This window comes from Paenibacillus sp. WC2504, assembly GCF_052682475.1.
On sequence record NZ_JBQZFH010000001.1, the window covers coordinates 7,330,858 to 7,346,624 of the forward strand.

At 41.9% G+C, this 15,767-nt stretch carries 16 protein-coding genes and 1 pseudogene; 4 read left to right on the top strand and 13 right to left on the bottom strand.

All coding sequences use genetic code 11. The features are described 5' to 3' along the window. Nucleotides 1-30 precede the first annotated feature (30 nt). Nucleotides 31-441: a hypothetical protein gene (locus ACUN27_RS33365; protein WP_445560328.1), complete on the bottom strand. Its 411-nt coding sequence runs from the start codon at nt 439-441 to the stop codon at nt 31-33. A gap of 19 nt (nt 442-460) precedes the next feature. Between ACUN27_RS33365 and ACUN27_RS33370 the strand changes: the two genes are divergently transcribed. Beyond that, nucleotides 461-640, top strand: coding sequence for a hypothetical protein (locus ACUN27_RS33370; protein WP_445560329.1), 180 nt, complete (start codon nt 461-463; stop codon nt 638-640). 265 nt (nt 641-905) lie between these two features. Then, nucleotides 906-1,415, top strand: a pseudogene (locus ACUN27_RS33375) (helix-turn-helix transcriptional regulator). 73 nt (nt 1,416-1,488) lie between these two features. Here ACUN27_RS33375 and ACUN27_RS33380 read toward each other — a convergent pair. The 8 genes from ACUN27_RS33380 to ACUN27_RS33415 form a co-directional block, all read right to left on the bottom strand. After that, complete coding sequence (locus ACUN27_RS33380; RefSeq protein WP_445560330.1) at nt 1,489-2,487, bottom strand: HAMP domain-containing sensor histidine kinase; 999 nt, start codon at nt 2,485-2,487, stop codon at nt 1,489-1,491. A gap of 112 nt (nt 2,488-2,599) precedes the next feature. Beyond that, on the bottom strand, nt 2,600-3,301 hold the full coding sequence (locus ACUN27_RS33385) for a response regulator transcription factor (protein WP_315955918.1): 702 nt from the start codon (nt 3,299-3,301) through the stop codon (nt 2,600-2,602). A gap of 102 nt (nt 3,302-3,403) precedes the next feature. After that, nucleotides 3,404-3,979, bottom strand: a complete 576-nt coding sequence (locus ACUN27_RS33390) for a class I SAM-dependent methyltransferase (RefSeq protein ID WP_326062799.1) — start codon at nt 3,977-3,979, stop codon at nt 3,404-3,406. A 165-nt stretch (nt 3,980-4,144) separates the two neighbouring features. Continuing rightward, the gene (locus tag ACUN27_RS33395) at nt 4,145-5,158 is read right to left on the bottom strand and encodes an alkaline phosphatase family protein (RefSeq protein WP_326062798.1); all 1,014 of its coding nucleotides are present in this window, start codon (nt 5,156-5,158) and stop codon (nt 4,145-4,147) included. A gap of 4 nt (nt 5,159-5,162) precedes the next feature. Next, a complete protein-coding gene (locus ACUN27_RS33400) occupies nt 5,163-5,804 on the bottom strand; it encodes a DedA family protein (RefSeq protein WP_445560331.1) in 642 nt (213 codons plus the stop codon). A gap of 161 nt (nt 5,805-5,965) precedes the next feature. Then, nucleotides 5,966-7,240 (bottom strand): iron uptake transporter deferrochelatase/peroxidase subunit, encoded by a 1,275-nt coding sequence (gene efeB / locus ACUN27_RS33405; RefSeq protein ID WP_445560332.1) that lies wholly within the window; start codon nt 7,238-7,240, stop codon nt 5,966-5,968. 24 nt (nt 7,241-7,264) lie between these two features. Continuing rightward, on the bottom strand, nt 7,265-8,476 hold the full coding sequence (locus tag ACUN27_RS33410) for an imelysin family protein (RefSeq protein WP_445560333.1): 1,212 nt from the start codon (nt 8,474-8,476) through the stop codon (nt 7,265-7,267). An 18-nt stretch (nt 8,477-8,494) separates the two neighbouring features. Then, nucleotides 8,495-9,985: an FTR1 family iron permease gene (locus ACUN27_RS33415; protein ID WP_315955924.1), complete on the bottom strand. Its 1,491-nt coding sequence runs from the start codon at nt 9,983-9,985 to the stop codon at nt 8,495-8,497. A gap of 300 nt (nt 9,986-10,285) precedes the next feature. Between ACUN27_RS33415 and ACUN27_RS33420 the strand changes: the two genes are divergently transcribed. After that, entirely contained in the window at nt 10,286-11,407 is a 1,122-nt protein-coding gene (locus ACUN27_RS33420; protein ID WP_315955925.1) for a PepSY-associated TM helix domain-containing protein, read from the top strand. A gap of 386 nt (nt 11,408-11,793) precedes the next feature. Continuing rightward, on the top strand, nt 11,794-12,633 hold the full coding sequence (locus ACUN27_RS33425; RefSeq protein WP_326062792.1) for a YitT family protein: 840 nt from the start codon (nt 11,794-11,796) through the stop codon (nt 12,631-12,633). A 342-nt stretch (nt 12,634-12,975) separates the two neighbouring features. Here ACUN27_RS33425 and ACUN27_RS33430 read toward each other — a convergent pair whose 3' ends face one another. From ACUN27_RS33430 to ACUN27_RS33445, 4 genes are all read right to left on the bottom strand, one after another. Beyond that, nucleotides 12,976-13,488: an AAA family ATPase gene (locus ACUN27_RS33430; protein ID WP_445560334.1), complete on the bottom strand. Its 513-nt coding sequence runs from the start codon at nt 13,486-13,488 to the stop codon at nt 12,976-12,978. Between the two features lie 198 nt (nt 13,489-13,686). Beyond that, on the bottom strand, nt 13,687-14,130 hold the full coding sequence (locus ACUN27_RS33435) for a hypothetical protein (protein ID WP_445559839.1): 444 nt from the start codon (nt 14,128-14,130) through the stop codon (nt 13,687-13,689). 84 nt (nt 14,131-14,214) lie between these two features. Continuing rightward, a complete protein-coding gene (locus ACUN27_RS33440) occupies nt 14,215-14,955 on the bottom strand; it encodes an alpha/beta fold hydrolase (protein ID WP_445560335.1) in 741 nt (246 codons plus the stop codon). 117 nt (nt 14,956-15,072) lie between these two features. Beyond that, a complete protein-coding gene (locus ACUN27_RS33445) occupies nt 15,073-15,519 on the bottom strand; it encodes a GNAT family N-acetyltransferase (protein WP_445560336.1) in 447 nt (148 codons plus the stop codon). Nucleotides 15,520-15,767: the final 248 nt, after the last annotated feature.

Genomic DNA, 15,767 nt, shown 5'->3' on the forward strand with positions numbered 1-15,767 from the left:
TCAGCGAGGAACTTAACTTCGGCGAAATAATCAAATTTCATCAAAGTATACTTTGGTTCCTGTGCGTGCTGATAGATACAAACCTTCAAGTATGATGGCAAGTGCGATGCCTTCCTGTGTTCCGTTCAGAGCAAGTTCCATATCGCCATCCATAGCCTTGATCCAGCGATGAATGGATGGCTCCCCCGGCACGGGCGGAAGTAACCTCATTGGATTCGGGTGCGTCTGCTGTTCTTGGGTAAACAAATGCACCGTCACGTCTTCCTGCTTCAGCAGCTTGTGATGAACCCCATTCAAACCGTTTGCACGGAAGCTGCCCATTGTGCCGTACATCTCCATAGAGAACGGCGAATTATTGGCGACATGGCTCGTATCGCAGATGGCGATCGTGCCGTTTTCGAATTCGAAGATGCTGGCTGCGAGGCGGCCATTGCTGGCCAAGCCCTCCCAGCGCCCCCGAGTGGGCGTTGCGCACCCTCAAACTGGTGACCGATCCGATCCTGCCGGACTCCAGCACTTGCTTGGCGGCGAGATGAATCGGCCAACGCTTGAGAGACATGTCGAGGGCAAAAATAATGCCCGCCTTCTCAATGGCTTCCTTCGCGATCAGCGCCTCTTTCTTGACATCGCGAGCACTTGATCTGCCATCACATGCTTGACGGCTTGAGCCGGTCGAGGCAATGAAGGCGCTCTGGCGGGTATCCCCGTTCGATACTAAAAGGATCAGCATTTATAATGAGAACAATCAGGACGAGTCTGGATATTTGCTAAGTAAAACAGATGAAAACAAACTCTTTAACCTGCTGCTCTCCAACAAGCAAGAGGATTTGCAGCAACTGCTGAAGACAATTATTACTGCCAATATGAACAGCGCCATGACCGATATGAGCAGTAGACAGCTGTATATGCATCTGTATCTGATCGGCACACAAGCGTTGAAGCAGCTTGATAAAACGATGGACGAATCCATCTTCAAGAACTACAGCGAGTTCGTCATGTCCATCAGTACTCACTCGATCGGGGATATGGCAGATTTCATCGTTTCATTTTACGATAGTGTTCTAGAGGCATGCACCCCTAAGCCAGTGTTTAATTTTAAGTTATTTAAGAAATATATTGATGAATATTATTACGAAGACATTAGTCTGGACATGCTCGCCGACAAATACAACACCTCACCCAAGTACATGTCCAAATTGTTGAAAAAAGAACTAGGAATGACGTTTCAGAAGTATCTGCAGGAGCTGCGAATCGCGAAAGCCAAGGAGATGCTGTAGCATACAACAAAGCCAATTCAGAAAATATTGGAAGAGATCGGCTTTAACAACCGTAACTCGTTCATCCGAACATTCAGAAATCTGGAAGGTATATCTCCGACGGAGTATCGCATTCAGCGACAGGTGCGGAAAGAATAGATGGGGGGACTAGGACTTCATACGAATAATAAATTGTTTCTACATAAATTGGCGTGCACTCAATGAGTGCACGCTATTTCGCTTCAGCCGTTTTCAGCAGTTCAATAAAAAAGGTGAAATGCCCGTTTGCATGCTTAAGTCCGAATTTCCCTCCGTGCAGCTCGACGATATAGTTCGCAATCGATAAACCGAGTCCTGCTCCTGAAGGCACGTCTCGATCGCTTCTGGAGGGCTCTGCCTTATAAAAACGCTCAAACAAAAGCTTCTCCTGCTCCTTGGTAATCGGGTTTCCCCAATTTTCAACTGCTAACAAGATAGATTGGCCATGTTGGGCAAGCCGAACCGTAATTTCGCCCGGCTTCAAGGAAAACTTGAGTGCATTCATGAGCAGATTATCGATCGCCCGCACCAGCTTTTCAACATCTACATGAGCAAATAGAGATTGATGTTCCCAATCCTTCTTGACCGTTAGAGAGAGCTCTTGCGCGATCGGCTCGAACTCGATGATGATTTGCTCTAGGAGGTTGTTGAGATCGATCTTCTGTAAGGTAAGACTTGTATCGCCGCTGGTAAGACGAGTATACTCGAACAGATCATCGATTAACTTTTTCATTTGCTGGGTCTTGTTAAAAGCGTTATGGATATACCTCTTGTGTTCGTCGAGATCGTTGTAGTGGTCATTTTTGAGCAGGTTCAAATAGCCGATGATGCTCGTCAAAGGCGTGCGCAAATCATGGGATACGTGCGTGATCAGCTCCATTTTGGATGTCTCGATCTGACGTTCTCTCTTCATCATGTTTTGAAGCTGCTCGGCCATGTAATTGATGTTCTGCGCGACTTCCCCCAGCTCATCTTGCCCCGGCAGGGGCACCCGATAATTGAGATCCCCCTTTGCGATCGCCATGAGTCCATCGGCAAGAGTTCTCACTTTCTTGACGATAGGACGCATCAGGAAGAAAAATATGAGCAAAAAGAAAAACAAAAACGCGAGGAAAATAAAGGCTACACCAACAAAGTCCACAGTTGCGCCTTCAGTCTTCCGTGCAATAATCTGCGGAAAAATAAATTTCAAAAGGCTATTGATGAGGGACGATCCGATAAAAGCGACGATAAGGCTAAAGAGAAGCGATCCGAGCAAGCGCAGCCTAATACTTTTTTTCCAGTTTAAGAGGGAAAAGAAGTCTCTATTCAACTTTATAACCCACTCCCCAAACCGTTTTGATAAATCGCGGCTCACGCGGATTGTCTTCAATCTTCTCTCGAATGTTGCGCACGTGGACCATTACCGTATTGTCGGACAAAAATTTATCTTCCTTCCAAACGTTTCTATAAATTTGCTCTACTTTAAACACTTGCCCGCGATGACCGGCAAGCAGCTCCAGAATGGAGAATTCGATTGGCGTAAGAGGCACCTCTTGGCCGCGTACCGTCACGAGATGCTTGGTTTTGTTAATGACCAGCTCGTCGATTTCAACTACGCTGCCATCGGAAGCTTTGACCTGATGATCAGCGGCGCCGGTGAATGTTTGTCTGCGCAACTGCGCCTTCACTCTTGCGATTAACTCTAGCGGATTGAACGGTTTGGCCACGTAATCGTCCGCCCCGGTCGTAAGCCCCGTTATTTTGTCGATATCCTCACTTTTGGCTGAGAGCATAATGATCGGAATTTTCGTCATCTCTCTAATCTTGAAGCAAGCTCTGATTCCATCCATGTTCGGCATCATAACGTCCAGAATGATTAAATCGATCGATTCACGGCGCAGCTGCTCGAGTGTTTGAACGCCGTCCTCCGTTTCAAAAACGCAGTAACCTTCATTTTGCAGGTAAATACGAATGACGTCGCGAATTTCCGGATCGTCGTCTGCGACAAGAACGCTGATTGTCAAATTCAATCACTCCCCGATTTTTATCTTTAGACCAGCCGCCTAATGCCCTATTGCAAAGCTACCATATTTCCGGAAAAACGTCTCCGAAAAACGCAAATATTGTTATCGAGATACTCCCCTTTTACGGCAGACGTATACGAAAGCGGGAGGGACGTTGAGAGGAATAAAATGAACTCGCTCGATTTCAAATCGCTGACTGAGCTGCTTACGCATCTGCTGCGAATACTGGAAGGCGATGAATAAGCCACCCGGTTTCAACGTCGTTTCGATCTGGCACATTAATTGCTCGCGCAGAGCCGGCGAAAAATTAAAAAACGGAAGACCGCTCAAGATGCAATCTAGCCCATCGATTCCTTCTTTCCGTAAGGCATGCTGCATGTTACATGCATCGGCATAGCAAGCGAAGTGCCGAAAACGCTCGGACAATTGACTTCGCATCTGTTGGTCTTTTTCGAACAATAGAACATTTGCCTCTTTATGCAGAACTTGTGCCAGATGTCTGGTAATGGCGCCAGTGCCAACCCCGAGTTCAGCTACGCTCCTTACCTGACTCCATTGAACTGGTTCGAGCATTTTTTTGGCTAAAAACACGGAGCTCGGGGCGACGCTGCCGATCTGCCTCGGTGCACGCATGAATTTATATAGAAACAAAAGCTGCTCCTGCATGGCTCTAATCATGAAATAACTCTCCTCTCATTCCGTACGTTGCAACTATCGTAACGAAAAATTCTGCAGAATGAGCTAAGAAAAAGATAAAGAATTTCTGAAGAAAGTTGGAAGGGAATTCACTTTTCGATTTCCCCTAGTCATTTCCTGACTTATTGGGGATAGCCTTGTTTCATGTTATTTGAGCTTGTTCCTCCATATACCTTGAATGGCAGATGCATCCGCGGTAGCCCCCATATATGGCAGATGATATAAATCTTCTACTGTTCGCAAAACATTTAAATGCGTTATTTTCTGATCGTAAGTTACAGGTTTGACCATCGCTCCAACAAAGATCGTCGGGATATGATTATCTTTCGAAGAATCATCCTCATCCCATGTAAGTATAAGCAAGCTGTTATGGCTTTGTGCCCAAGTGACATAAGGGCCGATGTGGGTTTTCAGCCAATTATCTGCGGATAGAATCGTTCCATCGTGCATATCATTATCCAAATTCGGTATGACGAAAGAAACTGTAGGGAGTTTGCTATAATCAGTTGGGAATTGAGAGAACGGTAAGTTACTTTCTTTCGCAACATTAGAGAAACTTACCCAAGGGCTATGTTTTCGACCGTATTGATGATTGGTACAAGCCGTAGAACCAATCCCAGGTAAATCTTCCGAATATCCAGAAAAGGAAAAGCCGGCTTGTACCAGCTCGCTCGCCAAATTTGGAGTTTTAAACAAATGTCCGCAAGAGTCGTCTTTAACGCCCTGATCAGAGCCAGAGAACAGAACAAAATAATTTGGCTGACTCGGGTGCGCTACGGCATAGGAATGTGTAAAAAACGCACCTTGCTTGGTCAATGCATTCATATAGGGAGCAGCTCGATTCCCAATTAATGTCTCATATGAGTGATTTTCTTCTACAACAATGACGACATGATCAGGTCTTGTCCCTTCATCAGGCGGGATTGTAACCTTTTGTTGCTCAGGAACTGTTGCTGCCGAACTGGTCGGTGCAGGAGTTTGGCTAGAAGTGACCTTCTCTGATTGAAGTGGAAGGCTTGAGCTAATTGGAGCACTTGATTGTGAAACGATGGAAGTAGCGCTTGGAGTCGGCTTCATTATCACTTGTTGACTTTGATCCATATTGGTGCAAGCTGTCAGTACCAAAATAAAAATAGAAATGACCGCAACAGATGCTTTCATACACTTATTGTCCTGTCCCAAAATTTCGTTTATGATTTCGAACTAATTTATAAACGTGTCTACAAAGAAGCACTACAAGTATAAGCGCTATCCCATAGCTGAACGGTCGTATGTAGGGCTCGACACGATTCCAGTTTTCTCCCAGTTTATAACCAAGATAGGTTAACACCAAATTCCAAGGCAAACATCCGAGAAATGTAAAGAGAACAAAGCGTGAGAAATTCATTTTTGCAATACCTGCAGGTAAAGATATAAATGTGCGAATGATGGGCAAATTTCTTCCGAAAAAAGCCGCGTATTCACCATATCGGTTAAACCAGTGCTCAGCTTTTTTGATATGTTCAGCTTGAATCCATACGTATTTACCGTATTTCTCTATCAATGTTCTTGCCCCAGTTGCTCCTACCCAATAAATAAGGATAGATCCTACTAAATTGCCTAATACACCAGCGCTAACAACCTCTAAATAATTAAAAGCACCTTTTTGAATGAAAAAGCCTCCAAAAAGCATGATAACTTCACTTGGGATGGGAATACAAGCACTCTCCAACAACATCCCAATAAAGATTCCCAATACTCCGTAACTCGTGATTATTCCTGTAGCATTATTTGAAATCCATTCAATTAACTGATGCAATAAAGTCACCTCAATCGTATATTTTCGGGCAAATTTGCAGTAAGGTACCTCTAATAAAGCTCGTTTCCTACTTTAACAATAAAAAATGAGAATTAAATGAGAACTTTTCATTTACCGATATAAAATAAAAAAACGAAAGACATGTGTCTCTCGTTTTTCTCATAAGTTATTTAACTAAATAAATTCTGACCCAAATAGTTGTCTTTACTTACTACACCCGGAAGTACCGCAAAGTATCCTCCACCCGTAGTCGTCGTATAAGATAACATCTGATCTGGCATTTTAGGGTTTGTTAAACGCTTTTGAATGGACTCAAATTGAGTTTGTAAATTTCTATTAAAACATACAAATAAGAGACCTGCGTTCATTCTTCCCACACTATCTAGATTCTCCATAAAGTTATATCCCCTACGAAGAATTCGTTCACGTTCGGATTTCTCACCATCTCTTGGATTGGAGAGTCGAATATGGGAATCTAATGCCGTAGTATCACCTTTAGAATCTGATGCGAAATTGGGTTGATCAAATTCGTTTTTACCGTCCATCGGAGCGCCAGAAACTTTCTGACGACCAATAATTTCTTCCTGATTGGAAAATGGTTGCTGATCCCATGTCTCGATTCGCATATTAATGCGTCGGACGACCATATAAGTTCCGCCTGCAAGCCATGGGGTTCCGTCAGCACTTTCAATCCAAACGTTATTTTTCATAAAAGCTTCGTCATTCAGAGCGGGATTGTTCGTACCGTCTTTGAAACCGAACAAATTACGTTTCGTACCATCCGATTTAATGCCTAACTGACCTGTTTGCTGCCATCTCAAATGCGCTACGCCTCGCGCCGCTTTAGCCAAATTTCGAATGGCATGGAAGCATATCATAGGATCGTCGGAACAAGCTTGAACGACAATATCCCCGTGTGTCAACTGATCCTGCAGAGAATCTTTGTGAAAAATGGGCATCTCTGTGAGACCTTGAGGCTTGCGTGAGCGGAGTCCGAAACGATCTTTTCCCTCTTTTTCAAAAAGAGTACTACCAACAGCAAAGGTCAGAGTCAGCTTACCTGTAGACAGTCCGATTTGCTCCCCAGTGTCTATTGGAGGAAACTTGCCGTCTTGCGGTTCGGCTGCTAGCGGTTTACCCTCCATTAAGGTGGCTGCCATTTCCGTCCAAGTCTTGAATAATTGCTGTAACTGCTGTCGATCATCTACGGTTATATCGAAAGCTGCAACATTTGCAAAGTTTTGCTGCGGAGTTATGACACCGGCCTGATGGGTACCGTAAAAAGGAAGCGTTTCAGCCTTTCCATCAGCAGCTGCCTCTTGTTTTGTTACAGGAGTGCCAAGTTCATGTTGCTGCTCCTTGCCAATAAAATCTCCTAGAATCAATCCAGCAGCACCTGCGGCAGTCATCCCTAGAAATGTACGACGATTTATTTTGTCTCCCATAGCGATGTCATACTCCTTTATTGATTATTGTCCTAATGTTCCAGGCATTTTCACAAGTGGTTCTGCTAATGCTTCCAATTTATTTTTCAAATCTATCTGTTTCGATTGCTCAATTTTAGCAAAATCATTCCATGTCGTTCCCACTGGAGACAAGGTATTCATAGCTTCAATAACACTTGATAAGCTTTTACTAATTTTATCATCAAGCGCAGCATCTTTCTTCTTTAATTCGACTTTTACAAGATCGTAGATTTGCTGAGCGCCTTCTACATTCGCTCTAATTACAGGTACTGTTGCACCGCTCCAACGCTCTTCTTCCCCCGTAATCTTCGAGGTCTGCGCTTCTTCCATCAGCTCACCAACACCAGTAACAAAATCTGTTGCTTCGATGTTAGTTGCAGCAATACTTTGTTGCATCTTCTTACCGTCTTCTAGCAATCTCGCAGCGAAAGGTTCAGCGTCTTTTACTGCTTTTTGAACAAATAATAAGTTCTCTATACGATGGTAACCTGTAAATTCAGGATCTTTTTCATCTTTAAAGTCGTCAACGCGCGCATCCATCACACCATCAAGCTCTTTGAATTTTTCAATTACAGGCTCAATTCTTTCATACGGCATCCGTGCTGCAACATAGGCTTCCTGCGCTTTTTTCAAATCACCGCTTTTCACAGCAGCGTTTAACTGTTCCAAAAGCGAGACCATTTGATTACCTTGGTCTTGTACGTATTTATTATAAGCTTTCGTGGCTTCTTGCAGAGCTTGTGAACCTGAAATCGCCGCGTCGTTTACTGCACCTTTATTCTCGTTTAAGGAAGTGCTCAGCTCTGTTAATGCACCTTTTAAACCGTCATTTAGCTGGCCCAGAATCGCAAAGTCGAGCTTATCTTGTGTTAATCCTGCTTCTAATGGTGCTAAAAATTTCTCAACTTTTACATACAGTTCAGGATATTTCAGTTTAACCTCATCTTCAAAGGTAGCCCAGTCAACAACCAGCGAAGAAGATACCTTTTTAGGATCAGTCAACTCCTTTTTATCTAACTGTCCTTTCAAACCATCGATTGTCTTTAGAAAAGCTGCTGCGCCTTCTTTCGCTGGCACTTTTGTTACATTTGGTGTAGGGCTTGCCACAGGAGTTGCGCCAGTTGTTGCTGCAGGAGCCGTTGGCGCCTTGCTGCACCCTACTGCTACAAGTGCAATAGCAGCTGTTAAAATGATTAATTGTTTACGTTTATTCATAGGATAAACCTCCAAATGTTAGTTTTCTTTTATAATCAAAGATGTTTTTCTGAGTTTCATCGTTTTACGTGCATCCGTTAGAACCGCAATAAGAGCACAGATAAGAAGAACAAACTGAGGAATTGCACTTTCAAGCGTTGGATACAAAGCAAGGAACTCCCAACTCGGTAACCAAGATGCTGTTGTCGCAGGTAAGTAACCTGCCAACTGCAAGCCATGTACCCCCATGCCTGCAAATTTAAAGCAAAGATAAAAAACGAACACACTTGAAATTAGGAAGAATGGACGCATCGGCACCTTCATTCCGATCTTCAAGATCAAGAAAGCAACAACAATCAATATGCCAACCCCGATTAAAATACCGCCTAGTAAAGAGGTTATCGAGATCGAAGATGCCATGCCAATCATGAATAGGGCAGTTTCGGTCCCTTCGCGGAAAACGGCTAGAAAAGCTAACAAACTTAGTGAAAAAAGGCTGCCTGTAGCTAATGCTTTTACGCTTTGATTACGTATGTACTGCTGCCAATTTGAGATATTAGATTTACTGTGAAGCCAATAGCTCATATAAGCCAACATAAGTGCTGCAAATATCCCGGTACAACCTGCAATTAGGAAGTTGTTGTTACCAAAAGCACTTGTGGAAAATAATTGTTGAACGATAATGCCTAGCACAATACTAACGAATAGTCCTCCGCCTACACCATACCAGATCCAGCGCTTCTTATCTGCATGGCCTGACTTGGTCAGAAAGCCTAGCAAAGCAATAATGACAAGAAGGGCTTCCAATCCTTCTCTTAACAAAATGGTCGTGGCATCAAGCATGGTATAGCTTGTTTTACCTGCTAATGGTCCAAGAGCTTCATGCATGCGCTCGACTGTCATCGCGGCTTCTTTGGATTTAACGGGTTCTGCACTCAGCAATGCATAAGTTGTAACCATGTCTCTTTCCATTAAGGCATATACCGCCGAAGACTGTGTTAAGACAATACTTTCGATGTCAAGCCAAGAACTCCGAAGTTTCTCAATATTGGCTTTGGCTCCCTCAAAATCGCTTTGTTTCAGTTGCTCCTGCGTTGTTTCAAGCAAAGTAACCAAGGAGGCAATCGTAACCTTCTCCGTGCTTTGTGCTACTTGCCCGAAAACATCCAGCTTCCCGGATATGAAGCTTGTATTTAATTCATGAAGCACTTTCAATGTATCTGTAAGCTTGGCTTGATCAATGGGCTGTTTCAAAGTGGCAAATGAAACCTCTCCCATGGCTTGCTCGATCTTTTGATAAGCGGCTAGTGAAGTTACTTTAATGCCTTCCTCTATCGTAAGCCAGTTTACTTGAAACTTGTCGAATAGCTTAGATGCATCCTCTACCTTGCCGCTCTGGGCTAATTGAATAGCTTGTTGGATGTCCACATCGGCCTTTTTCAGATCATCTTCCCCGCTTGCACTCGCTGAAATCGGAACAATCCACATCAAAAGAAGAGCTATCCAACTAATTATCAAAACTTTGCGCATATATCACCACACCTAATAATAGTTTTTTAAACAAATTTCATTAACATTGATTATCATTATCGATTACTCAGTCTATTCTACTCTCCTTACTGGATCTGTCAATTGCAATTTTCACAATCACCCGCTTGAAATATTATACATATATTTGTAATCGCTTACATATAAACATCAAACAAATTCTTAGCCCCGTTTTCAAAATGCTGTTGACATCGCAAGTGATAATGAATATCATTTGCAATATCCTAAAAATGATTCTCAGTAATACATTGGCATTATACAACCATACCGGAGGGATACTCTTTGCGAAAAATTGTTTTAACCATTCATTTGTTTCTCAGTTTAATTCTTGGAATCTTTGTTGTAGTTACCTGTACAAGTGGCAGCCTTTTAATGATCGAACCCGACGTTGAACGGTTCCTTCATCCTATCGGCCAACAACCAACACCCGGAGATGTTGGAGTTAAAGTCATTCAGCAGCAGGCAGACGCGATGAACCCTATTTTGAAATCGGATCGAATTGAATGGCCTGCTCAAGATGGTTTCTATCACATCCATCTTATCAAGGAAGGTGGCAAAGATGCCGGATTAGTCTATGCGGACCCTGGCACGGGTAAAGTCTTTGGAAAAGTACAGCAAGAACGTCGTGAACCATTCGCGACTATTTATAACTTGCACCGCTACTTTTTACTAACAGATGTAATAGGCAAGCAGCAAGCCGCTTACTTCGTCGGATTTCTAGGTATAGGATTGCTACTAATCCTTCTGACAGGTATATATTTATGGTGGCCAGGCCTTCGAAAATGGGCGTTTGGTTTTCGTTTCATACGAAATCGGGGTAAACTAGCCTATAATATGAGCCTACATAAACTCGTTGGAATCATTTCTATTCCTGTGTTATTGATCATCACGCTAACAGGTGTCGTTAACGCCTATGAGAAATCAATTCCTGTATGGTTTGGCTTTACTGCAAAGGATACTATACCTGCCTCAGCTTTACAGTCAAAAAGCAAAGACCAACCAATGATCGGCATTGAGAATGTTGTTAGTCTGGTTGAGAAGTCTTACCCGGAAAGTACATTGACAAAAATTCAGCTTCCACTCAAGCCCGGGCAATCCATTCAGGTTGGTTTGAAAGAAGGGTTTGGTGCATCACGCAGTAACAATAGCACGGTTTACATGGATGCTTCCACGGGAGATATTTTGTATAAAACAAATCCAAATCTCGCCATTAACCTTTACAACACATGGAGAAAAGGACTTCATTTTGCTACTTGGGGTGGGGAGACTGCCAAGCTTATCTACTTTGTATTTGGAATGACGCCTCTCCTATTAATGTTCACTGGAATCATCATGTGGCAGTTAAAAGCACGTACCCGCAGAAGAAATGCGAAGAAAAAAACTAATGAAGCTATTGCCGCGTAACAAAAAAATACATAGTAAAGAGCACCGCGAAAAGCTTTAACGCGGTGCTTTTATTTTTGAAAAAATACCTTGCTCTTTAAAGAATATTTTCTCTATTTGAAAGAGTACTAGCGTCCTCGAAGTTAAATCACCAGGAGTCTTTACCGTCCTATCAACATCTTCTAAGTTCCCGCGATCTCTGCCTGGTGGAGAGCCAGCTGAGATTGTATACGTCTAAAGCTTTCAGTGAAGTCTGTCTTTAATCTGTTAAATTGTTAGCATGGTAGCATGGTAGTATAACTCCTTGAGAAGTTATGAAGGCCGTGTTTAAATGTAACAATAGCATGAAATGACACGGCAGGCTTGCGTCATTGCTTAGTACCATAGCGAGAAAGAAGGCTATAGAAGTGAAAAGAACATTCATAGATTTGTTAATTATAACAGTTGGTGCACTAGCTTTTGCGTTGGGCATTAATGTGTTTGTCATCCCTCACGAGTTGGGCGAGGGTGGTGTGGTTGGCATTACTATCATTTTATATTATTTGATGGAATGGTCTCCAGGTTGGACAAGTTTAATTATTAATCTGTTACTGTTGGCAATTGGATGCCGTTTGTTAACAAGAAAGACTGTATTATATACAATCGTTGCCGTTTCTCTCCATTCATTGTTTCTTCATCTGACCCAGGGTTGGCATATTGCTTCAAACGATTTAATTGTGAGTTCCATTTTCGGAGGAGCTATGGTTGGATTTGGCATCGGACTTATTGTTAGGGTAGGAGGTACGACTGCTGGCACTGTTATTATAGCCAAGTTGATGAACAAGTTCTGGGACTGGAATATCAGTTTTGCGTTGTTGTTGTGCGATGTTCTTGTAGCAATGTCCTCTTACTTTATCATTGGCCCCGAAAGACTGATGTTCACCATTATTATGCTTTTCGTAGCTACCAAAGTGATGGAGTTCGTGATAGAGGGATTGAACCCAACGAAATCTATAACGATTATTTCCAAAAAACAAGACCAGATAGCTCAACAAGTAAACACTCTTATGGATCGAGGTGTTACGGTCTTAAGCGGTCATGGTTATTATACGAAGACTTCCATGAATATTCTCTATATTATAGTCAAGAAACAGGAGGTTGCCCTGCTGAAGAACATCGTAAAATCCGCGGATCACGAAGCTTTCATGACAGTTCAAAATGTGCAGGATGTGTTTGGTAAAGGTTTTGTCGACATTCAGAATCCCTAAAAATTCTGTTTGTAGATTGAGTAGTCCAAAGTTCATTCGGCGTTTCAAAAATTTATTTGTCATTTCAAAACTTACTTGTCAACCAACTGTTAAAATTACAAATTGGTTTTGAAAATGAAGAAAGCCAGCAAGCATAAGGATTTGCTGGCCTTCTCAATGAGAATAAAATGACAAATAAAGTTTTGAAATGGATTTTGGGGTAATTTGTTTGAGTAACGAATTAGATGTGAAATACTTCTGACAAATTAAATATAGTTACAAATCAGAAGACTTGCTGAACTATCGTTTCCGTTAGCGCAGTGGTCGTATCCAGGTGCTGTCCGTGAGTGAGCATAAGTTACTTCATTGGCGTTCATTTGCTTCGATTTGATGGAGGATTTCGTCAACGACGTGCGCGATCGGTGCGGTGGCGTCGATAATAATCCCGTTTTTGGGAACGCCTTCTTTTGTTTGATAAATTCGCGCACTGATTTCCCGTTCCTCTGGTCTGCCACCCCAGTCAGTTGGGTCCAGTGCTACTCGCTCATCAATCCGCCGGAGACTGGTTTCCAAGTCGACTTCAAGGACAAACACGTCGTCGAAGAGATCGATGAATTTGTGGAAATTCCGCGAACCACCGCAGAAGAATGTTACCGCCTCATCCTGATTGACGACCAAAGCTTTTACTTTATCTACATGCCAAATGTGGTGTTCGGGTTTAAAGCCATCCGTTGGGGTACCAGTTTCCGGATCGCCTTGATAAGCCAATTCACGATCACCATGAATGGCATGGTAGCCGCGCCGCTGCAATTCGTTGCAGACCGTAGTTTTGCCAGCGCCGGAAACGCCTCCAATCAGATAATTCCTAATGCCCAAGGTTAGACCCTCCAGTCAAGTGGATAAGCACATTATATTAGATGTTTCTATCTGACGCTAAACTCCCGTTAGGTGAACGAAAGGCTGCCGCACATTGCCGGCAGCCTTGTTCTTGTTGAATGTTCAACTATTGTTTTCCGTTAGTTGAATTATCAAAAGCTTCATTCTTCCAGAGCGCTTCTTTTTTTGTATTATATTTTAGGCTTTTGCTTTTTTTAATACTTCTTTATTTGATAACACAGATTGTTCAATGCCTAGTTTGCTGATAAGTTCTTTTATACCATAAATCCACATACGATCTTCTTCTAGGTCTGCTTGATCTAATACTATATCAATAAAAGGTATTAGTTCATCGGTTTCAAATCGCTTTAAGACTTCTATCGATTCATTTGCTCCTGGCCAATTTAGATCTTTTAGCAAAAATAGTAACCATTGAATAGCTATAATAGCCCTATCTTTACCCAAGCTACTTATAATTTTCATTGAATTGCCCCACGTGTCCTTATCAGTGTCTTGAATAAGGCGTGATATATATTTATCTTCAATTTTATTAGAAAAATAATTCACTGCTTCTTCCTGAGTGTTTTCTGGCATACTCCATTTGAGATGTCCTAAATAATACTGGAACTCCTGTTCCTCCATCCTGCACCCCCTCGAAAAATTCATAGAACAGCTATCGGACTATTCCGTTATCCTCGTCATGATGATTGTTACTATCGTTCGCCGTTAGCGTAGAGATAGCAAGGTCTTATCAAGGAACTCCTTTATCTTTTGCAGCATTCCTAATGTAATCTGATGATTAACTCTCGCATAATCAATTAATTGGATATGATCTGCTGGTTTACCCTCTGTTGTTATAGCATTTATAAAGTATAATTGACTATCTATAGGAATTGAAGTGTCATCCTGGCAATGAAGCAGCAATAATGGTTTTTCTTGATTCATTCGAATATAGGAAAGTGGATCATTTTGTTGTAAAAGAGATTTGGCACTAGCCTCCATCGGATTCAATCCATTTTTTTCGCGATATAGTTCTTCAAATTGAACCCAAGCACAGGAACCATTAATAACAATTGCGGATTGAATCTGTTGATGTTTAGCGTATGTTCCAGCGGTAATAAATCCGCCTGTTGAGTGGCCAATCACTGCTATTGGACCACCACTGTATTGTATGGCCTCCGCAACTATTTTCTCTGCTTCTTGTACTCCTTGAAAAACGACAGGCCAGAAATTAACTTGTAACGATTCTTTATCAAAATAATTAAGGCTTCCGCGCTCCCCATGGCAAGGTAGTTCAGGTATAATTACTCGATATCCCCAACTTGATATTAACGATGCAAAAAACTTGTAACTTTCTATCGTTGATCCCCATCCGTGATACAGAACAATTTGTCCAAGCTGTTCAGATGAAGGATCTAGTATAATACATGGTACTCCACAAATATCTCGATATTCAATCTGTTCCATGAGGAGATCTCTCCTTCACCGTTAGCTCTTTATAAAGATCATATAGATCCAAGTGAGTAATTAAGCTTTTTCTTCGATAGCTAAACAATTTATATAAGCAATACGACGACAGTTTTTTTAATTAAGTTGAAGTAAACGTATAATTTCACCATCTATTATCTCTTCGCTTGTCTTTTTAAACCCCAAGGATTCATACATCTCTCCAGCAATTATGTTACTAGGTCTGTGCCCGATCATAATTCTTTTGGAGTCCATTGACTCAAACAGTTCAATTAGTAGTTTCATTGCAGTCTTTCCGTAGCCATTACCCTGATGGTATTCATCAATTATTATTGCAGGTATCCAGTGGTTTCCATCCGAGTCTGGTTTCTTACAAAAAACAAGAAATCCGATTAAATTATCATCACAATAAATTGCACGCAGCTCAAAATCATCAACATATTTCGATTCTGCAATCCAATAAACAACAGGTGCAGGAAAAACATTTAGTTGTTCTTTCTTAATTTTTAACTTGGTACAATCATACCAGTTTTCAATGGACACTTGCTTTAATTCAATACCCAAAGAGAATTCCTCCCAAAATTGCTTCATAGAGGATTTTATCTCTATATGACTATAATTGAACATCCTTCATTGTAACCACAACTACATGGGAATTTTTCATACCACATCACTCCTTTCAATTGGGAAATCACCCATTCATCTTACCACTAAGTTTTTCGTCTTAATTGGTACAAAACAGCTATAAAAATTGACTCTTGAGATCTGACTCTAAAGTTGATCATCCACCAAGCTCTACTGCCCGTATTTGA

Excerpts from the sequence above, each read along its gene's own strand:
- ACUN27_RS33415 (WP_315955924.1), bottom strand. The coding sequence starts at position 9,985 with ATGCGCAAAGTTTTGATAATTAGTTGGATAGCTCTTCTTTTGATGTGG.
- efeB (WP_445560332.1), bottom strand. The coding sequence starts at position 7,240 with ATGGGAGACAAAATAAATCGTCGTACATTTCTAGGGATGACTGCCGCA.
- ACUN27_RS33435 (WP_445559839.1), bottom strand. The coding sequence starts at position 14,130 with ATGGAGGAACAGGAGTTCCAGTATTATTTAGGACATCTCAAATGGAGT.
- ACUN27_RS33440 (WP_445560335.1), bottom strand. The coding sequence starts at position 14,955 with ATGGAACAGATTGAATATCGAGATATTTGTGGAGTACCATGTATTATA.
- ACUN27_RS33390 (WP_326062799.1), bottom strand. The coding sequence starts at position 3,979 with ATGATTAGAGCCATGCAGGAGCAGCTTTTGTTTCTATATAAATTCATG.
- ACUN27_RS33395 (WP_326062798.1), bottom strand. The coding sequence starts at position 5,158 with ATGAAAGCATCTGTTGCGGTCATTTCTATTTTTATTTTGGTACTGACA.
- ACUN27_RS33410 (WP_445560333.1), bottom strand. The coding sequence starts at position 8,476 with ATGAATAAACGTAAACAATTAATCATTTTAACAGCTGCTATTGCACTT.